We start from the raw sequence: 19,480 nt of genomic DNA, 5'->3' as shown, positions 1-19,480 counted from the left end.
TTCTCGTTATTTCGTTTGTTACCACTGTGGCATCAGAGAGAGTGGTGGCTCGTTGAGAGCCGAAATCTGCTCTTTGAAAGCAAGTACTTGGCTTTCCCAGTATTTTGGATCATCGAACCAAGGAAAAGCGATCGGAAAAGCAGGATCCTGCCATCTTTTTGCTAACCATGCCATATAGTGGACCATACGTAGACCACGTAAAGGTTCAATAAGTTTCAATTCGTTAAGATTAAAATCGTTAAACTCTTGATACGCCTCCAGAATGGTGTCCAATTGCATCACTTTCTCAGCGCGCTCACCACTGAGCATCATCCAGAGATCTTGTACCGCTGGACCGTTACGCGAATCATCCAGATCGACAAACATCGGCCCGTCACGCCACAAAATATTGCCTGGGTGGCAGTCGCCGTGGACGCGAATGATATTGGTCGATGAATTCCAATGGGTCTCCAGTGATGTGATCAGCAGATCGAGGTCGTTAAAAAATGCGTTTTCCAGATGCATCGGAATAAATGACGAATTTTGCAGTAACTTTCGTGGTTGATAGAGATACTCTTCTAAGCCAATCGTCGGGCGGTGCTTAAATGGTGCGCGCGCACCCACCTTGTGGATACGGCCAAGAAAACGACCAACACCTTCTAGCTGATCGAGATTATCCACTTCAAACTGACGCCCACCAACACTGGCAAACAGAGCAAACAGATAACCTTGGTAGTGATGCAAGGTTTGTCCGTTGAGTTTGACTGGCGGAGCAACCGGAATATCGGCTTCAATCAGCTCGTGGGTAAAGTCATGCTCTTCTTGAATTTGCGCCTGACTCCAGCGTTCAGGTCGATAAAATTTCACCACGTAGCGTTGACGCTCTTCGTCGGTGAACTGATAGACGCGGTTTTCGTAGCTATTGAGCGCCAAGAACCCAGACTCAGCACGAATGCCAACACTCTCTAGGGCATACCACATAAAATCGGGCGTTAAGGCATCAAAGTTAAAAGCTTGTTGGGTCATAAAATAAAAAAGGCTCATTGCTGAGCCTTTTTCCATGATGGGGTAGAAATCGTCAGAGCTTCTTAATGAAGCGGCTTTCTACTTCAATAGTAAAGTCTTCGCTATCCGACAGTATAAACTGAATAGTCGCCACGGACGAAGTGAGATTGTCTGGGTTGACGCCTAAGCTCATTGGTAAGTTGAGTACCTCACCCGGTGCGACCTGAACGGTTTGCTTACCGTACCAAGACACATCACTGAGACCTTCAACACCCAAATTGTAAGTTTGAGTCTGCTGGGTTTTGTTGATGATCTTCAGCGTATAGGTGTTTTCTACTTCACCAGACGTATTGACGCGGAACAGTTGGCTACGGTCACGAATGACGCTCAGGCCAGCAGGGTCAACCGCGGCAACCTGTGCGAAGAATAAGCCAATCATCACCAGCAACACTGCGCCATAGCCGAGTAATTTCGGACGCATCACCTTAGTGTGTTTACCGGACAAGCGGTGTTCGGTGGTGTAGCTGATCAGGCCTTTTTCATAGCCCATGCGCTCCATAGTGTTGTCACACGCGTCGATACACGCACCACAGTTGATACATTCGTACTGCAAGCCGTCACGAATATCGATCCCGGTTGGACAAACCTGAACACACAAATCACAGTCAATACAGTCACCTAAGCCAAGTGCTTTCGGGTCTGCTTTGCGTGAGCGTGGGCCACGGGTTTCGCCACGTTTGGTGTCGTAACCGACGATAAATGTGTCTTTGTCGAACATTGCCGATTGGAAACGCGCGTATGGGCACATGTGAATACACATGATTGAGCGCATCCAGCCCGCGTTGCCATAAGTACATGCAGCAAAGAACAACACCCAGAAAACCGGCCAGAAGTCAGCGTTAAAGGTAAAGAAGTCGACCACTAGGTCGCGAATTGGCACAAAATAACCCGCAAAGGTAAAGCCTGTTGCCAATGCGATTGCCCACCAAGCCAGATGTTTCAAGCCTTTGCGCATCGCCAAGTTGGCGGTCAGTTTGTTGGAATCTTGCTTGCGACGTTTGTTGGCGCTGCCTTCCAGTTTCTCTTCAAACCAGATGTACATGAAGGTCCAGACGGTTTGCGGACAGAGATAGCCACACCAAACTCGGCCTAAAAAGGTCGTCAGGAAGAACAAACCAAACGCTGAGATCATAAACAGCAGTGCCAGCAGCGTTAAGTCTTGTGGGTAAAGAGTGGTGCCAAAAAAGTTGAACTGTTGCTGACCAATGTCGAGCAGGATCGCTTGGCGGTCACCGTAAGGAATCCAAGGTATCGCGGCAAATAAGACCAACAAGAACCAGCCACCGTAGCGACGCAGCTTTTGAAAAGTCCCTTTACTTTCACGTACGTAAATACGGTTACTCGGGTTAAATCGGTCACCGTTGGTTTTGTGAGTTTTTGGGTTGAATGTTTTGGGAGTCACATCTTTGATATCGATTTTATCCTGACTCATTACGCTTCCTTCTTAGGCTGTGCGGTGTGATTTATGGTGTTCACACTCTTGTTTGACATTGCTTGTCGATACTTTAGTAAATTCTTATAGACGGCGATTATATACGCTATAACAATTCTATTTCTTTAAGGCTATCAACCTTTAACAACAAAGGTCAGTACAGTTATATAAATAAATGACCTAACAGTACGATGTTGGTATATGAATTGGGTATAAAAAGGGCGACCATCAGGCCGCCCATTCGACAGGATTCGCTCAGTCTATGATGCCACGTGCTCTTAAGAGTGCGGTTTTAAAGTCGTCTTCTTGGTCTTTTTTCAAACCCGGGATCATTTCGTCTTTTTCGCTATTACGCATCTTCAGGTGATAGATCAACACGTCGTCGGTGAGATCTTCCAGTTTACCTTGGTAGCCAGCTTCGTCGGCTAGCTTCACGATGAACTGTAACAGGTTTAGCTGTTGGTCTTGTTGCCACTCTGGCTCGAGTAGCTCGAGTAACTCTTCAATTCGATGGCATTTCATCGCTTTCTCCATAGTTTTTGTAATGATTTGCCATTAAAGGTATCAAATTGACGGATTGAATATAAGAAAAAAGCGCAGAGTGATCTGCGCTTTTTAATTAAGCTGCTTGAACAACTTTCGCACGAGAAGACATTAACAGCGCTGTCTTTTCTACCAAAGTCATTGTAGGAGCTGCTTTTTTTGCCGTTGGAGCAGCAACAAAGCCACTACGACGACGCATCGCACTTGTGTTTGTGTGCGAAAACCTGACGGTCGTTGGTCGCATCGAATTACCTAACTGCCAGGCACATCCATTGCCAATGTAATGGCCTAGATAATTATGAGTTGAGCTTCATTGCTGAAGGTTCGCTCTTTTTGGCCTTCGCCAATCCAAATAATTAACTAGGAATAACGATATGCAAGCACATCAATAACTAGATTAGCACCAAGATTTCAATTGATCGATATCTAATCGTATTTGCATTGTGTTGCACGCTACAATTATGTGAGAAACGTACTAGCAGTAAGACAGTATCGCAGATTAGTATGTTACTTTAAGCATATCGTCTGGTATTGAATGTGCTAAGGAGGAGTGAATGTCGTTATTCAAGAAAACCCTTGCTAGCTTTGGGATTGGTTCAGCAAAAGTGGACTCTGTCCTCAAGCAAGAGGTGCTTTATCCCGGCCAGAAAGTGAATATCACCATTCACGTTTATGGCGGCGCGACGGCGCAAGAGATCGATAACATCGATTTGAAGCTGTATTGCCGTTATATCAAGGAAGTACCGGCCAATAATGAAAGAAGTCATCATGATGGTGGCAGTATGCGTCGTGTACCAACCAGCTATGTTTTAGCGAAGTGGACTCTGCCGTATGCCTTTACTATTCAACCGGGTGAAGAGCGTGATTTCGATGTGGAGTTGGATGTGCCTTGGAATACACCAGTCACTATCGGTGATTCCAAAGTATGGCTGGAAACCGGATTGGATATCGCCAAGGCGAAAGATCCAAGCGATAAAGATATTTTGACCGTGCGACCAGACCCGTTGCTCGACGCGATTTTTACCGCGTTAGAAGACCAGGGATTGCGAATTCGACAGGTTGAGTGCGAAGCCGTCAAAGGTTTCGAGATGCCGTTTGTCCAAGAGTTTGAATTTGTGCCGACGACCGGGCCGTTTCATGGTCGCTGGCGTGAGTTAGAAATCGTCGCTTATCGCAGTGAAGACGAGCTGAAAATGTGGTTCGAAATCGATAGACACCGCGAAGGGGCAAGAGGCATGTTGGCCAGCCTGCTTGGTCGAAGTGAGCTGAAACGCCAGCTCTCAATCCCGTTAAATAGTTCGCCAGCCGAAGCCGGACAGCAGGTGTTGCAGTACCTCGACGAACATTCTTAACCGAACCTTAATTATTTAAGCTTACAAGTGTAAGCTCAATGTGCCATACTCCGGAATGATTGATCGACTCTGGAGTGTGCGCATCCATGTCTACTAGCAAACAACACGAATACAGCGTTAAAGAAGAAATCGCCAACACAGTGACTCATGCTTTGGGTATGGTGATGGGTATCGTTGGCTTGATTTTACTCTTGGTTAAAGCGATTGACCGCAATGCTGATGCGTTAACCATCACTAGTATGAGTGTCTACGGTGGCAGCATGATTGTGCTGTTTCTTGCATCGACGCTCTACCACGCGATACCGCACCAAAAAGCTAAGAAAGCCCTAAAAACCTTCGACCACTGCGCGATCTACTTGCTGATCGCGGGCAGCTATACGCCGTTTTTGTTGGTCAGTCTGCGCACGCCTTTGGCGATTGGTCTGATGATCGTGATCTGGAGTATCGCGCTGATCGGTATCATTATGAAGCTGGCGTTCGTCTACCGCTTTAAACGCTTGTCATTGGTGACGTATTTGTTGATGGGGTGGTTATCGCTGGTGGTGATTTATCAATTGGCGCTGAACCTAGATATCGGTGGATTAACTTTGCTAGCGGTTGGTGGAGTGATTTACACGCTTGGGGTGATTTTCTACGTGGCGAAACGCATCCCTTTCAATCATGCCATTTGGCACGGTTTTGTTTTAGCGGGTTGCGCTTGCCACTTTTTCGCCATCTATCTCTACGTTGAGCCTATCTAGCGACGCCAGAACGCCGGGAAGAATAGCACCAGTAAGGTCAAAATCTCTAGGCGCCCCATCAGCATGCCAAGGCTCAAGATCCATTTTGCCGCGTCTGGCAGAGGGGCAAAGTTTCCGGTTGGACCGATCACTGCACCCATCCCCGGGCCTACGTTAGCCACAGCCGTAATCGCGCCAGAAATGCTGGTGATAGGGTCTAAGCCCATTGCACTGAGCGCGCCAGCAATCACGATGATAGTGATAAAGAAAGTAAGACCAAATGCGATGATTGAGCGAACGATGTCATCGTTGACCGGACGGTTGTTATAGCGTTGAACGAACACTCCTGAAGGATGAATAAGCTTCATCATCTGCTTATTCAGCAGTGTCATCGCGATTTGGAAGCGGAACACTTTGATCCCGCCTGACGTCGAGCCAGAACAGGCTCCAGCCATCATTAAAAACGCAAACAGCGTTGTCGGTAGTGCGCCCCAAGCGGTAAAGTCTTCAAGACCAAATCCGGTGGTCGTCACTACTGAGACGATGTTGAACATCGATACCCGCATGGCGTCTAGCACGCTGTAGCCGTCGCGAATCACCAGCCAGCTCGAGATCACCACGCTACTTGCGAGAAATAAGATGGTGAAGCCTCGAACTTGCGCGTCTTTAAATAATTCATCCAGCCGGCGCTTACGCAGTGCCGAGACAAACAATAGAAACGGCAGACCACCCAAGAACATAAATAGGGTCGCAACCCAGTGTGCGCCATTGGAGAAGTGGTTCATTGAACCGTCCGAAGTTGAGTAGCCTCCCGTCGAAAGCGTCGTGAACGAGTGGTTGATCGCTTCGAACAGATTCATCCCCGTCAGCATATAGCCAATCAAACACAACCCGGTTAACGTCAAATACACCAGTACGATGTTCTTGGCGACCGTTTTGGCGCGCGGGCTGCTTTTATCTGACCAGTCTGAGGATTCGGTGTGGAACAGCTTCATACCACCGACGTTGAGCATCGGCAGTACCGCCACGGCCATGACGATGAAGCCAATCCCGCCGAGCCACTGCAATATCGAACGCCATAGCAGGATACTCGGCGCCATCCCGTCCAAGCCGCTCAATACCGTCGAACCTGTGGTGGTGATACCCGACATGGTTTCGAAATAGGCGTCAGTAAAGCTGATGTGGTTGATAAACACGAACGGCAGCGCCGCAAAGGCACTGGCGATGGTCCATACTAAGCTGGTGATCAGGAACATGTCCCGTACGCTGAGCTTGAAGCGCGTCGTTCGACCGACGCTTAAGCAAATAAACGCCACCATATGGGTGATAAGAACCGCTTGTCCGAATTCCAAAAAGCCCGCAGTGCCGCTAAAAAACGCCACTAGGGTTGGGACATACATAAACAGGGCGATCTTTGACAGCACCAACCCTATAACAAACAGTACCGGACGGAAGTTGACCATAACCTCGCCTTATAGGAAGAACGGACTCGGTTGGAACAAGGCTTCGACGTCTGGCACGTATTTCTTGTCGACCAAGAACATCACCACGTGGTCGTCTTGCTCAATCACGGTTCTATCGTGGGCAATTAGGACTTCTTCACCGCGCACAATCGCGCCGATGGTTGTACCTGGCGGCAGTTTGATATCACCAATTGCGCGGCCGACCACTTTAGACGTGGTTTCGTCGCCGTGAGCAATCGCCTCGATCGCTTCAGCCGCGCCTCGGCGTAGTGACGATACGTTGACAATATCTGCACGACGCACGTGGGTCAGTAGCGCGGAAATGGTCGCTTGCTGAGGTGAGATCGCCACGTCAATCACGCCGCCTTGTACTAGGTCGACGTAAGCACCGCGCTGGATCAGCACCATCACTTTCTTCGCACCCATGCGCTTGGCGAGCATCGCCGACATGATGTTGGTTTCGTCTTCGTTGGTCAGGGCGATAAACACATCGACTTGGTCGATGTTCTCTTCGCTCAGTAGTTCTTGGTCTGCGGCGTCACCACAGAATACAATGGTGTTTTCTAACTCTTCGGAGAGCTTTTCTGCACGTTGGTAGCCGCGCTCAATCAGTTTAACGCTGTAGGTTTGCTCTAAGCGTTTAGCTAAGCTCGCGCCGATGTTACCACCACCAACGATCATAATGCGGCGATACGGTTTCTCTAGGCGTTGTAACTCACTCATTACTGAGCGGATATGGTTACTCGCCGCAACGAAGAACACTTCATCGTCCGCTTCAATAATCGTGGTGCCTTGTGGACGAATCGGACGCCCTTGACGGAAAATCGCCGCAACGCGGGTATCGATGTGCGGCATATGCTCACGCAAGGTTGATAGCGCGTTACCAACCAGTGGACCGCCATAGTAGGCTTTTACCGCCACTAAGCTGACTTTCTGATCGGCAAAGCTCACTACCTGTAGCGCACCCGGATATTGGATCAGGCGTTCGATGTAGCTCGTCACCAATTCTTCCGGCGCGATCAAGTGATCGACCGGAACCGCCCCCGATTGGAATAGGGCTTCTTTTTCTGCCAGATATTCTGGCGCACGGATTCGCGCAATGCGGTTAGGCGTGTTGAACAGAGAAAAGGCCACCTGACAAGCTGCCATGTTGGTTTCGTCCGTATTGGTCACCGCGACGAGCATGTCTGCGTCTTGAGCGCCAGCTTCACGCAGCGCATCGGGATGGCTGGCGTGGCCGTGAACGACTCGCAAGTCGTATTTATCCTGCAGCTCTCTCAAGCGGTCATTGTTTTGGTCAACAATAGTAATATCGTTGTTCTCACCCACAAGGTTTTCCGCCAGCGTGCCGCCAACCTGACCAGCACCAAGAATGATGATTTTCATACTGTATTCTCGTTCAACTATTGGTTCCTATCCAGCCCTCGAACAGCTCGCCGGAGTAGGTATAAACAGGGCGATGAAATTGCTTTCACCGCCCGTCTAAATTACGCGTTTTTGTGCAGAATGGCGTAGTAGAAGCCATCCATATCCTCTTCGCCAGGTAGAATTTGGCGACCTGGATTTTTAGCATCGGAGCCTTCAAGTTGCGCATCCTGAGTACGGGCTAAGAATGCTTTTACTTGCTCTTTGTTCTCTTGAGGAGTGATAGAACAAGTTGCGTAGACGAGCGTGCCGCCTGGCTTCAATTGTTGCCACATCGCGTCAAGGATTTCACTTTGAAGCTCAGCCAATGCCGCGATATCTTCGCCACGTCGTAACCACTTTATATCAGGATGTCGACGTATAACACCTGTTGCAGAACAAGGTGCATCTAGAAGAATGCGATCAAACTGCTCGCCTTGCCACCAATCTTGTGGATTACGTGCGTCACCGCAAATAACTTCCGCTTTGAGATTTAGACGCTGTAAGTTGTCGTGCACGCGTTTCAGACGCGATTCATCACAGTCGATTGCTACCACTTGGCTGCCTTGAGTACGCTCAAGGATATGCGCAGTTTTACCACCTGGTGCGGCGCAGCAATCGAGAATCAGTTCGCCATCTTTCGGTGTCAGGTAGTTGAGTGACAACTGAGCCGCTGCGTCTTGTACTGATACCCAACCTTTGTCAAAGCCTGGCAATTTAGTCACGTCGCAAGGCGAAGCCAATTTTAGAGCGTCTTTAGCTTCACTGTGCGCAGTGCTATCAATGTTTTCACTTTTGAGTAACTCAAGATATTGATCGCGAGTGTGGTGCTTATGGTTTACGCGCAGCCACATCGGCGCTTTGTTGTTGTTCGCTTCAACAATGCTTTCCCATTGTTGCGGGTAGCTTTCTTGCAACAGCTTTAGCAACCAGCTTGGGTGGCCGTATTTCCCTGCGTTGTGGCTGATCGCCATCGCGTCCAACTCTTCCTGATTACGCTGGTAGTTACGCAATACCGCGTTGATCAGCCCACGTAAGCGAGGACCTTTAAGGGTTTTGGTGCCTTCCACGGTTTCACCCACCGCTGCATGCGCGGGAATACGCATAAAGCTCAGTTGGTAAATACCAACCAAAATCAGGTGATGGAATACGCGTTGTTTGCCTTTCAGCGGTTTATCCATCAGTTCATTGGCAATGGATTCCAGACGAGGTAAGTAGCGGAGTGCACCGTAGCAAATCTCTTGCAGTAGCGCTTGGTCGCGTGGTTTTACCTGTTGTTGAGCCGCAGGCAGAGCGTTGGAAAGAGAGTGACCTTTATCGACCACTTGGAATAGGACGTTGGCTGCAGCAGCGCGAACATTCATTATCAATACCTTAAATTAAGGGAGGGTGTCTCCACCCTCAAAATGTACGTTTCTCTGTTAAGAGATAATCATTAAACCAGTTGGGTTCCCACCGCAAACCAGTCGGCGCGAGAGTTGAGAATATCCTGAACGTGCATCGCCTTTTTACCCGGAACCTGAAGTTGCTCCAATACCAATACACCATTACCAGTCGCAATATAAATGCCGGTTTTGTCTGCTTGGAGAATTGTGCCCGCAGGTTGATCGGTGGTTTGTTTTTCTACTCGGCTTTGCCATACCTTGATGCTGTTATCTGCAGCAACAAAGTGGCTCATTGGCCAAGGGTTGAAAGCACGAACGCAGCGTTCGATGTGTTCCGCATCGTCGCTCCAGTTGATCAGGGCTTCTTCTTTGCTTAACTTCTTCGCGTAGTTGGCTAATTCGTCGTCTTGTTTGACAGCGACAGCACGACCAGATGCGATATCCGCAAGGCATTCGACTAATGCTTGTGGGCCAAGCTCTGCAAGTTTTTCATACATCGATGCACTGGTGTCGCTTGCTTCGATAGGGAGTGTTGCGACTTTCAGCATGTCACCGGTATCTAGACCAATATCCATCTGCATGATGGTCACGCCAGTCTCTTTATCGCCCGCCCAAATAGAGCGCTGAATCGGTGCGGCACCACGCCAACGAGGAAGAATCGAGCCGTGTACGTTGATACAACCCAGTTTAGGGGTGTCGAGAACCGCTTGCGGTAATAGCATACCGTAAGCCACCACGACCATGATATCGGCGTTTAAGTCGGCAAGCTCTTGTTTGGCTTCATCTGACTTAAAGTTTTCTGGCTGGTAGACAGGAATATTGTGCTCAAGGGCAACGTTCTTTACTGCACTCGCTGTGAGCTTTTTACCACGACCCGCTGGGCGGTCTGGGTTGGTGTAAACCGCAATAACATCGTGCTCCGAAGACAACAACGCCGCCAAGTGACGGGCGGCGAAGTCCGGAGTACCTGCGAAAACAATTTTTAATGGTTTGCTCAAGGTACGTTCCTTCAATTTATTGGCATTAGGCTTGGTTGGCTTGTTTCTCGTTGAAACGCTTAATCTTTGCCAGCTTCTCTTGAATACGCTTACGTTTTAGAGGCGATAGGTAATCAACAAAAAGTTTGCCTTCTAAGTGGTCAAGTTCGTGCTGTACACAAATCGCCAGCAGATCGTCTGCTTCGAATGTGAACTCTTCACCGTCGCGGTTAAGCGCTTTAACAGTGACTTCAGCCGCACGAGGAACCAACGCGCGTGCGCCAGGAACAGAAAGACAGCCTTCTTCGATACCGTCTTCACCACGTTTCTCAAGGATTTCCGGGTTGATCAGAACCATTGGCTGATCGCGCGTATCTGAAATGTCGATCACGACGATACGCTGATGGAAATCTACCTGGGTTGCTGCCAGGCCAATACCTTCTTCGTCGTACATGGTTTCAATCATGTCATCAACGAATTTTTGAATCTCAGGAGTCACCTCTTCCACGGGTTTTGCCACGGTGCGAAGACGATCATCTGGGAATGTTAATACTTGTAATACAGACATATACACTCGAAATGTTGAACTGTGCCGAATCAGGATAAACCTTGTTGGCTCAATTCTAGACATTTTATAACCTAAATGACAGCATCATTGCGTTTTTGACTCTTTTCTAATCAGTTTAGCTGAACTGAGATTGTATTGTTTTATTGGGTATCAGGATGATTGTTATGCCACGTCGATTAGGGGTTTCAGTAAGTGCTTTGTTGTCATTAAGTCTCGCGTTTCCCACCTTTGCCGAGCAAAAACCGTTGAGTGTAAAACAAGACGCACCAACGACTTACACGGTTGTGAAAGGGGATACGCTTTGGGATATCTCGGCGATGTATCTTGATAGCCCTTGGTTGTGGCCGCGGCTGTGGCAAGTTAACCCTGATATCGACAACCCCCATCTGATTTACCCAGGAGATCGCCTGAGTCTGATTTGGCGTGACGGTCATCCGGTGTTAAGCCTCAAACCGATGGTAAAACTCAGCCCGAAAGTGCGCGTATTAGAAAAAGAGGCGGTATCGACCGTGAATGCGGGTTTAGTGCTGCCTTATATTGAATCGGATCGCTTACTCAGCGCATCGGAACTGGACGCCAGCCCGAGAGTGCTCGGTGCGAGCGATGGCAAAAAGTATCTATCCAATCAAGGCTTGTTGTACATCACTGGCGAGCACCAAGTGAAAACTTGGACGATCTACCGCCCACTAAAAGAGTATCAAAGAGACGATCGTACCGTGATTGCATTGAAGAAAATCGCCACTGCCGAGTTGCAAGAAACCCAACCTCAGTTTAGCGGCTTGAATGTGGTCACTCAGTCTCAAGAAGTGATGGTGGATGACATTGCCCTACCAGATGTGGACGTGGAGATGCATTCTCTCTCAACCACATTCTACCCAATCCCTACGCCAAAAGAGAGCTTTGCTAATATCCTTGGTTCACTCGAAGGCAGTCAGTACGTTGGCCAAAACCAAGTGGTGATTTTGGACCGCGGTGAAAAAGACCAATTGCGTCAAGGCTCGATGTTTGAACTTTACAGTCAGGGGGTTGAAGTCTCGATTGAAAGTGATGACAACGATGAGTCGCGTTTGCCGGATACCCGTATTGGTAACTTGATGGTCATTCGTCCGTACCCTTACTTTAGCTTGGCGCTCGTCACCGAAAGTACTGAACCGGTAGGGAAAGAAACTATTCTTAAATCGCCGCTCACTCACGAGTCTCAATGAGCGAAGTCGAGCTATCGGCGTGGCTGGCGCTCTACTTTACGCCGAGAGTTGGCCCTAAAACGTTTCATAAGCTGACTGCGATCGATGAGCCTGCCACTTTCGTCGAGTCAGCTCCTTCTGATCTATTGACGATGGGGTTCTCCCAAGCCCAAGTCGATTACCTCAAAAATCAGTCTTCTCGAGATGTGGACGCGTGCCTAGAATGGGCAAACGCCTCCAATCAACGCCATATCTTGTTACTCAATGATTGCCGTTACCCTCTACTATTGAAACAAACGCTTTCTGCGCCAGCGGTGCTGTTTGTTGAAGGGGAGGTTTCTTGTTTGGCTAAGCCTCAACTTGCAATGGTAGGAAGTCGCAACGCGAGTATTGATGGATTAAATACCGCGCGCAGCTTCGCTCAGGAATTGGTCGAGCATCAACTGGTGATCACCAGTGGTCTGGCATTGGGGGTTGATGGGTATGCCCATGACGGTGCACTCAAAGGTGGAGGGCAGACGGTCGCGGTGCTCGGCTGTGGACTGAACACAATTTATCCGGCTCGTCACCGAGGTTTGGCCTCACGTATTGTTGATAGTGGCGCGCTGGTTTCTGAGTTTCATCCGACGGCTAAACCGAAAGCCGATCATTTTCCACGTCGCAATCGCATCATCAGCGGTTTATCCACTGGCGTATTGGTGGTGGAAGCGGCAGAAAAGAGCGGTTCTTTGATTACCGCCCGCTACGCGGCTGAGCAAGGTCGAGATGTGTTTGCGATTCCCAGTTCTATCCATCATCCGCAAGGGCGCGGCTGTAACGTATTGATTAAACAGGGTGCGTGTCTGGTGCAAAACGTCTCAGACATTCTGGATGAAATTGATACCCTCGTTCGCTGGTCTGATCTAAATAAGCCACCTGTACAAACCGAGCTATTTGAGCAAATAGAAACAAAAGAACGATTGCCATTTCCTCAGCTGTTAGCTAACGTAGGAAGTGAGGCTACACCCGTTGATATTCTTGCAAGCAGGACCAATATACCTGTACAAGACGTCATGATGCAGCTTTTGGAGCTTGAGCTCGAAGGGCACGTTGTTGCAGTTTCTGGTGGCTATATTCGAAAGGGGAGGGGCTAGCTATGATGATGGATATTTTAATGTATCTGTTCGAAACCTACATCCATAGCGATGCAGAGTTACAGGTCAATCAAGATGAGCTGGAAGAAGAGCTTATTCGCGCTGGTTTTCATCAAAAAGATATCTACAAAGCCCTTGTTTGGCTGGAAGATTTGGCGGCACTCCAACAAAGTGAAGCCCATTCGTCTATCTCCGTGTGTAGCACCTCGGGTTCTACTCGTATTTACACGCCTAAAGAGTGCGAACGGTTAAGCGTTGAGTGTCGTGGTTTTTTGATGTTCTTAGAACAAATCAATGTTCTGACGACAGAAACTCGTGAAATGGTCATTGACCGTATCATGGGGCTGGAAACCGATGAGTTTGAACTGGATGACCTGAAATGGATCGTGCTGATGGTGCTGTTTAACGTACCAGGCAACGAAAATGCTTACACGCTTATGGAAGAGTTGTTGTACACCAAAGAACAAGGTGTTCTTCATTAATTACCGCGATAAGTTATGAGCAGTAAGATCGACCATCAGCTGTTTTCAGCTCATGAACATGCACTAGAGCACCAAACCTGCCCTAAGTGTCAATCAGAACAACGCCATGGTGAACTACACCTTCGCCATGGCAAGCATGGTCCATTTTTGGGCTGTGACCAATACCCAGTTTGTGACTTTATCAAACCCCTACACCAAAACGATGGCCATATCATCAAAGAGCTTGGCATTCCTTGTCCGGAATGTGCGAGTGAGTTGGTGTTGCGCCAAGGTCGCTATGGCATGTTTATCGGTTGTAGCAACTATCCTCAATGCCATCATATAGAATCGCTTGACCAACCCGAAGACGACAAAGAAGCGCCGTCCATTTCTTGCCCGGAATGTGCAAAAGGTCAGCTGGTGGAGCGAAAGACCCGCTTTGGTAAATTGTTTTATGCGTGCGATAACTATCCGAAGTGCAAGTTTGCTGTCAATCAGCCACCCGTCGCAGGAAAGTGCGAGAAATGTGGTTATCCTCTGCTGATAGAAAAGAAGTCAGCCAGCGGCAGCAAATACCAATGTGCGGATAGGAAATGTCATCACGTTCAAGAAGAGAAATAAAAAACGGCGCATTGAGCGCCGTTTTTGTTTATTAGTCTGCCAATACACTGGCTGCGAATTGATGCACGGCGGGAAACGCTTGTTTATCCAGTACATCCGCGAGCGCACAGAGATTGCGCTGTAGTTCACCAGAGTAGTCACCACAGACGTTGATATGCCCCATCTTACGTCCAGGACGTTTCTCTTTGCCGTACCAGTGAACGTGACAGCCTGCCATTTCCAATACGGTGTTAGGTACGCTGTCTTCACCCAAGATATTAATCATCGAGGTTTCACGAATCAGTTTAGTGCTGCCTAGCGGTAAACCACACACTGCACGCAGGTGGTTTTCAAACTGACACGTCTCTGCGCCTTGTTGCGTCCAGTGCCCTGAGTTGTGTACACGCGGTGCAATCTCGTTAACCAGCAGTGCGCCATCTACGTCAAAAAACTCCAGTGCAAGTACGCCGACATAATTGAGTGTTTCTGCCACGGCGGTGAACATTTCGTTGGCTTGTTGCTGCAACTCTAAGTCTGAGATCGCGGTCGATAGGCTGAGTACACCGTCGGTGTGTACGTTTTCTGCCAATGGGTAAACCGCAACCGAGCCGTCTTTGCCACGCGCGCCGACCAAGGACACTTCACGGCTAAACGGAACAAACTCTTCGGCGACAATCGCTTGAGTCTCGGTTTCTGCAATACAAGCTGCCATTTCAGCCCAAATCGCCTCAACTTGGTCGAGTTGCTTCAGGCGCCATTGGCCTTTGCCGTCATAACCTCCCAAAGCGCTTTTTAGTACCATTGGAATACCAACGTGTTCAATCGCGAGGTCAAGGTCTTCTCTCGTTTGAATCACGTAGTATTTCGCGTTACGTACGCCGGCATCGTCGAGTAAGGCCTTTTCGATGCGGCGGTCACCACCAGCTTTGATCGCTTGCGCCGAGGGTAAGAATTTTCCGCTTTGTTCGCAGATCGCCAAGATATCGTGAGGAATGTGTTCAAACTCGGCAGTAATAACATCGGCTTTAGCGATGGCATTTTCTAACCCTTTCCCTAGCACGGTTTGAGTGAGCGGGTGAACGATAGTTTCACTACCAACGTCATACGCGGAAATCTCAATGTTTAGCGGCGCACCTGCGAGTGACATCATGCGAGCCAGTTGCCCTGCGCCTAACACTAAAACGTGCATCAGATTAGTCCTCTGCTGGGTTTGGGTTAGCTAGAACGGTTTCCGTCTGTTCATTGCGGAATGCTTCCACTTTTGCCATCACGCTTTCATCGTGAGTGCCTATGATTTGCGCCGCAAGAATGCCTGCGTTCGCTGCACCAGCTTCGCCAATTGCTAAGGTGCCTACTGCGATACCTTTTGGCATTTGAACAATGGATAGCAGTGAGTCCATGCCTTTTAGAGCGCGAGATTGAACCGGTACGCCCAAAACAGGCAAGCTGGTAAAGGCTGCCGCCATTCCTGGTAGGTGAGCCGCACCGCCAGCGCCAGCAATAATTACTTTGAGTCCGCGTTCTTTTGCACTGTTCGCGTAATCGGCAAGTAGTTGAGGTGTACGGTGAGCGGAAACAACTTTGGTTTCGTACTCAACACCGAACTTGTCGAGCATTTCTGCTGCGAGCTTCATGGTTGGCCAATCTGATTTTGAACCCATGATGATACCGACTTTCATCTCAAACTCCTTAAACGCTGCACTAATATAGGTGAGGATCAGTTTGTGCGCATTATACGGGGATTTTTACTTGAAGCAAACGTTTGCGCAGGGTTTGAAATAGGATGATGAAAATTAAAAATAAATAGCTTTAGTCTCACTCGGTGATTGTTTGTAAACTGACAGCGAGAAATAAGCGAGATTGAATAGGAATCGATGGTGGACAACTTTGACCAGGTACTTAAAGCGTTGCAAGACGGCGAAGTGATCGCCTACCCGACCGAAGGCGTGTTTGGTGTCGGCTGCGATCCCGACAATCCAGAAGCGATTCAAAAATTGTTAGCGCTGAAACAGCGACCAGTCGAAAAGGGACTGATCTTGATTGCCGCCAGTTATCAACAGTTGCAGCCTTATATCGATGAAAGCCAGTTATCTCAAACGCAGCTCAATGACGTAAAGCAGACTTGGCCGGGGCCTGTGACTTGGATTATGCCGTCGAGCGAGCGAGTGTCGAAATGGGTCTCAGGCGAACACAACTCTATTGCGGTGCGTGTTAGCGATCATCCTTTGGTACAAAAGATGTGTAATGCCTTTGGAAAGCCGTTAACCTCTACCAGCGCAAATTTGACCGGCCAACCACCGTGTATGACCACTGAGCAAGTACAGCAACAGTTGGGTGACCAACTGGTGGCGATTTTAGTCGGTGCAACAGGGGGTCGAGATAAGCCCAGCGAAATTCGCGATGCAAAAACCTCACACGTATTAAGACAGGGTTAACAGGAAACAGAATGTCAGCCATAAATAAACAAGCGGTTAAACAGTTCTTAATGGATCTACAAGATTCAATTTGTCAGCAACTAGAGCAAGTTGACGGCCAAGCGACGTTTGTCGAAGACGCTTGGCACCGCGAGCCGGGAGAGCGACTCGGTGGCGGTGGCCGCACGCGCGTAATGAAAGACGGTGCGGTCTTTGAACAAGGCGGGGTGAACTTCTCGCACGTTCAGGGCAAACAGATGCCCGCATCAGCGACGGCGCACCGTCCGGAACTGGCAGGGCGTCACTTTGAGGCGATGGGAGTTTCATTAGTGATGCACCCGAATAACCCGTATGTACCGACTTCGCACGCGAATGTCCGTTTCTTTATCGCTGAGAAAGAAGGCGAAGAGCCGATCTGGTGGTTTGGTGGTGGCTTTGACTTAACTCCATTTTACCCGTTCGAACAGGATGCGCAGTACTGGCACGACGTAGCCAAAGAAGTGTGTGCACCGTTTGGTGAAGAGGTTTATGCAGAACACAAAGCTTGGTGTGACAAATACTTCTATTTACCCCATCGCGATGAAACGCGTGGTGTCGGTGGTTTATTCTTTGATGACCTCAACCAATGGGAGTTTGATAAGTGTTTAGATTACATCAAAGCGGTTGGTAAAGGGTATACCCAAGCGTATATTCCGATAGTAGAGCGTCGCAAAGATACCGAGTATGGTGAGCGCGAACGTCAGTTCCAGCTATACCGACGTGGTCGTTATGTTGAGTTCAACCTCGTCTTTGACCGTGGCACCTTATTTGGCTTACAAAGTGGTGGACGTACAGAATCCATCTTAATGTCGATGCCACCTTTGGCTCGCTGGGAATACAGCTACCAAGTTGAGCCGGGTTCACCAGAAGCCGAGTTGTACGATCACTTCCTCAAACCGAGAGAGTGGTAAAGCTTTTCTCCTTATATAGATAGTGATAGGGTCATTGTTTAGGCATTGACCCTTTATTTTTTCTGTAGGTAAGGATATGACACAGCAAACTGATCGTTACGCCGTTTTTGGTAACCCCATTGGACACAGTAAATCCCCCTTCATTCATACGTTATTTGCTCGCCAGACGAATCAGTCATTAACCTATACCGCAGAACTCGCGCCTGTTGATGGTTTTGTCCCAGCGGCGAAAGAGTTTTTCGCTACGGGCGGTAAGGGGTGTAACATCACCGTACCTTTTAAAGAAGAGGCGTATCAATTTGCCACTCGATTGACCGAACGCGCCAAATTGGCTGGAGCGGTGAATACGCTGAAAAAGCTGGATGACGGCGATATCATTGGTGATAACACTGACGGTGAAGGGCTAGTGCAAGACTTGTTGCAATATCAAGTCCCGCTAGCGGGGGCTCGTATTTTATTAATTGGCGCGGGTGGCGCGGCGCGTGGTGTTATTAAACCCTTGCTCGACCAGCAACCAGCAGAAATCATCATTACCAACCGCACCTTATCAAAAGCAGAGCAACTGGCTGAGCTATTCTCACCCTATGGCGAGATTAAAGCGCTGGCTATGAACGAAATCGATCATGCATTCGACGTGGTTATTAACTCCACGTCTGCGAGCTTATCAGGCGAACTGCCTGCGATATCTCCCATTATCTTTACCCGACATACTTACGCGTATGACATGATGTATGGCACGGGGAAAACTGCGTTTAATCAATGGGCAATGGAGCATGGTGTCGCGGCGGCGTACGATGGACTCGGTATGTTGGTGGGCCAAGCGGCAGAAAGCTTTATGTTGTGGCGTGGTTTAAGACCGGGTACCAAACAGATCTTACGTGAACTTAGAAGAAACTTAGAAGGCGCATAATGAATCAATCGATTCTATTCCCCGATATCCAAAGCTGGGATGAAGAACAACAAGCCGTGACGTTCCCAGCTCAGCAATCTGGAGCCTTGATTGAGTGCTTTATCCGTCAAGCCGAACTGGAAAAAATCTCTGGGCAGAAAATAGAAGATAAGCAGCAAGCTCTTGATGTGTTTACCCAGTGCCGTTTTGAACTGGAAGAGCTTGCTGAAGAACTAATAGAAGAGGAAGAGTTTGACGCGTCTGGTCAGATAGAAGTCGTTAGCTGATTTCTTCGACTTGATGTAAGTAGTCTTCTTTATTCTGTACATAGTTGTCGGCAGACTTTTGCAAAAAGGCTCGTTCTTTATCGCTTAAAGGGCGAGCTTGCTTAACCGGGCTTCCTACGTACAAGAAACCACTCTCCAAAGTCTTTCCTGGTGGCACTAAGCTACCTGCGCCAATCATCACTTCTTCTTCAACCACGACACCATCCAATACAATCGTGCCCATTCCAACGAGTACTCGGTCGTGAATAGTGCAGCCGTGCAGCATTACTTTGTGGCCGATGGTGACATCGTTACCAATAATAAGAGGGTAACCGTTAGGATTTTCAGCATTCTTATGAGTGACGTGCAATACGCTACCGTCCTGAACATTGCTGCGCTCGCCGATATGGATATGGTTTACATCACCACGGGCAGCAACGAGTGGCCAAATACTCGAATCGTCGCCAATTTGAATGTCGCCCACCAAGACTGAGCTACTATCGATATAAACTCGTTGGCCGATCTGCGGAGTGATTCCTTTGTAACTGCGTAAAGCGCTCATTTTTTATCCTTATATATGCTAGTTTAGGGCTGACAAGTGATAGAAGAGTACCTAAAACAGATGCTTTTGGATAGAAAATACCCAAAAGGCAAAAAAATCAAAAAAAACTGCAAAAAGGGCTTGCCAACGTGACG

Annotated in this window: 21 protein-coding genes; 10 read left to right on the top strand and 11 right to left on the bottom strand. The window is 48.6% G+C overall.

The genetic code is table 11. The annotated features are described in order from the left end of the window. Positions 1-18 precede the first annotated feature (18 nt). The 3 genes from HCZ42_RS16280 to HCZ42_RS16270 all read right to left on the bottom strand — a co-directional run bounded on the left by HCZ42_RS16280 (position 19) and on the right by HCZ42_RS16270 (position 2,998). Positions 19-1,005, bottom strand: coding sequence for a serine/threonine protein kinase (locus tag HCZ42_RS16280; protein WP_167421867.1), 987 nt, complete (start codon positions 1,003-1,005; stop codon positions 19-21). A 52-nt stretch (positions 1,006-1,057) separates the two neighbouring features. Then, positions 1,058-2,476 (bottom strand): cytochrome c oxidase accessory protein CcoG, encoded by a 1,419-nt coding sequence (gene ccoG / locus HCZ42_RS16275; protein WP_167421775.1) that lies wholly within the window; start codon positions 2,474-2,476, stop codon positions 1,058-1,060. A 255-nt stretch (positions 2,477-2,731) separates the two neighbouring features. Beyond that, positions 2,732-2,998, bottom strand: a complete 267-nt coding sequence (locus tag HCZ42_RS16270) for a YihD family protein (protein WP_167421773.1) — start codon at positions 2,996-2,998, stop codon at positions 2,732-2,734. A 575-nt stretch (positions 2,999-3,573) separates the two neighbouring features. On the opposite strand from HCZ42_RS16270, the gene HCZ42_RS16265 reads away from it, so the two are divergent. Together HCZ42_RS16265 and trhA are read left to right on the top strand one after the other, a co-directional pair. Next, positions 3,574-4,371 carry a sporulation protein gene (locus tag HCZ42_RS16265; protein WP_167421772.1) on the top strand — a complete coding sequence of 266 codons (798 nt, stop codon included), beginning with the start codon at positions 3,574-3,576 and terminating at the stop codon, positions 4,369-4,371. 86 nt (positions 4,372-4,457) lie between these two features. Beyond that, the gene (trhA, locus tag HCZ42_RS16260; protein WP_167421770.1) at positions 4,458-5,111 is read left to right on the top strand and encodes a PAQR family membrane homeostasis protein TrhA; all 654 of its coding nucleotides are present in this window, start codon (positions 4,458-4,460) and stop codon (positions 5,109-5,111) included. Here trhA and HCZ42_RS16255 read toward each other — a convergent pair. The 5 genes from HCZ42_RS16255 to def form a co-directional block, all read right to left on the bottom strand. Beyond that, complete coding sequence (locus HCZ42_RS16255) at positions 5,108-6,553, bottom strand: TrkH family potassium uptake protein (protein ID WP_167421768.1); 1,446 nt, start codon at positions 6,551-6,553, stop codon at positions 5,108-5,110. The two genes, trhA and HCZ42_RS16255, sit on opposite strands and share 4 nt — an antisense overlap. A 9-nt stretch (positions 6,554-6,562) precedes the next feature. Continuing rightward, positions 6,563-7,939, bottom strand: coding sequence for a Trk system potassium transporter TrkA (gene trkA, locus HCZ42_RS16250; RefSeq protein WP_167421766.1), 1,377 nt, complete (start codon positions 7,937-7,939; stop codon positions 6,563-6,565). A 101-nt stretch (positions 7,940-8,040) separates the two neighbouring features. Next, positions 8,041-9,321, bottom strand: coding sequence for a 16S rRNA (cytosine(967)-C(5))-methyltransferase RsmB (gene rsmB / locus HCZ42_RS16245; RefSeq protein WP_167421764.1), 1,281 nt, complete (start codon positions 9,319-9,321; stop codon positions 8,041-8,043). Between the two features lie 71 nt (positions 9,322-9,392). Next, positions 9,393-10,340, bottom strand: a complete 948-nt coding sequence (gene fmt / locus HCZ42_RS16240) for a methionyl-tRNA formyltransferase (RefSeq protein WP_167421762.1) — start codon at positions 10,338-10,340, stop codon at positions 9,393-9,395. A 25-nt stretch (positions 10,341-10,365) separates the two neighbouring features. Then, positions 10,366-10,887, bottom strand: a complete 522-nt coding sequence (gene def / locus HCZ42_RS16235; protein ID WP_216599447.1) for a peptide deformylase — start codon at positions 10,885-10,887, stop codon at positions 10,366-10,368. Between the two features lie 164 nt (positions 10,888-11,051). Here def and HCZ42_RS16230 point away from each other — a divergent pair, with 164 nt between their 5' ends. Genes HCZ42_RS16230 through HCZ42_RS16215 form a run of 4 tightly spaced genes read left to right on the top strand, consistent with a single transcriptional unit; the run spans position 11,052 to position 14,286 of the window. Further along, positions 11,052-12,092, top strand: a complete 1,041-nt coding sequence (locus tag HCZ42_RS16230) for a LysM peptidoglycan-binding domain-containing protein (protein ID WP_167421760.1) — start codon at positions 11,052-11,054, stop codon at positions 12,090-12,092. Beyond that, positions 12,089-13,204: a DNA-processing protein DprA gene (gene dprA, locus HCZ42_RS16225; protein WP_167421759.1), complete on the top strand. Its 1,116-nt coding sequence runs from the start codon at positions 12,089-12,091 to the stop codon at positions 13,202-13,204. Before HCZ42_RS16230 ends, dprA begins: the two co-directional genes overlap by 4 nt. Positions 13,205-13,206: 2 nt before the next feature. Beyond that, complete coding sequence (locus tag HCZ42_RS16220; RefSeq protein ID WP_167421757.1) at positions 13,207-13,686, top strand: DUF494 family protein; 480 nt, start codon at positions 13,207-13,209, stop codon at positions 13,684-13,686. Positions 13,687-13,701: 15 nt separating this feature from the next. Beyond that, positions 13,702-14,286 (top strand): DNA topoisomerase family protein, encoded by a 585-nt coding sequence (locus tag HCZ42_RS16215; RefSeq protein WP_167421756.1) that lies wholly within the window; start codon positions 13,702-13,704, stop codon positions 14,284-14,286. A 31-nt stretch (positions 14,287-14,317) separates the two neighbouring features. Here the strand turns inward: HCZ42_RS16215 and HCZ42_RS16210 are convergent, their stop codons facing one another. Then, entirely contained in the window at positions 14,318-15,454 is a 1,137-nt protein-coding gene (locus HCZ42_RS16210; RefSeq protein ID WP_167421754.1) for a 5-(carboxyamino)imidazole ribonucleotide synthase, read from the bottom strand. A 4-nt stretch (positions 15,455-15,458) separates the two neighbouring features. After that, positions 15,459-15,944 carry a 5-(carboxyamino)imidazole ribonucleotide mutase gene (gene purE, locus HCZ42_RS16205; RefSeq protein WP_053408069.1) on the bottom strand — a complete coding sequence of 162 codons (486 nt, stop codon included), beginning with the start codon at positions 15,942-15,944 and terminating at the stop codon, positions 15,459-15,461. Between the two features lie 198 nt (positions 15,945-16,142). Here purE and HCZ42_RS16200 point away from each other — a divergent pair, with 198 nt between their 5' ends. The 4 genes from HCZ42_RS16200 to HCZ42_RS16185 all read left to right on the top strand — a co-directional run bounded on the left by HCZ42_RS16200 (position 16,143) and on the right by HCZ42_RS16185 (position 18,805). Beyond that, complete coding sequence (locus HCZ42_RS16200; RefSeq protein WP_167421753.1) at positions 16,143-16,700, top strand: L-threonylcarbamoyladenylate synthase; 558 nt, start codon at positions 16,143-16,145, stop codon at positions 16,698-16,700. An 11-nt stretch (positions 16,701-16,711) separates the two neighbouring features. Next, positions 16,712-17,629, top strand: coding sequence for an oxygen-dependent coproporphyrinogen oxidase (gene hemF / locus HCZ42_RS16195; RefSeq protein ID WP_167421751.1), 918 nt, complete (start codon positions 16,712-16,714; stop codon positions 17,627-17,629). A gap of 76 nt (positions 17,630-17,705) precedes the next feature. Continuing rightward, positions 17,706-18,539, top strand: coding sequence for a shikimate dehydrogenase (gene aroE, locus HCZ42_RS16190; protein ID WP_167421749.1), 834 nt, complete (start codon positions 17,706-17,708; stop codon positions 18,537-18,539). Continuing rightward, positions 18,539-18,805, top strand: coding sequence for a DUF1488 domain-containing protein (locus tag HCZ42_RS16185; RefSeq protein WP_167421747.1), 267 nt, complete (start codon positions 18,539-18,541; stop codon positions 18,803-18,805). The genes aroE and HCZ42_RS16185 overlap by 1 nt, the downstream gene beginning before the upstream one ends. Here the strand turns inward: HCZ42_RS16185 and HCZ42_RS16180 are convergent. After that, the gene (locus tag HCZ42_RS16180) at positions 18,798-19,346 is read right to left on the bottom strand and encodes a gamma carbonic anhydrase family protein (RefSeq protein WP_167421745.1); all 549 of its coding nucleotides are present in this window, start codon (positions 19,344-19,346) and stop codon (positions 18,798-18,800) included. The two genes, HCZ42_RS16185 and HCZ42_RS16180, sit on opposite strands and share 8 nt — an antisense overlap. Positions 19,347-19,480: the final 134 nt, after the last annotated feature.

This window comes from Vibrio hepatarius (assembly GCF_011806575.1).
Lineage (GTDB): Bacteria > Pseudomonadota > Gammaproteobacteria > Enterobacterales > Vibrionaceae > Vibrio > Vibrio hepatarius_A.
This window is presented reverse-complemented; position numbering and strand designations above follow the sequence as displayed.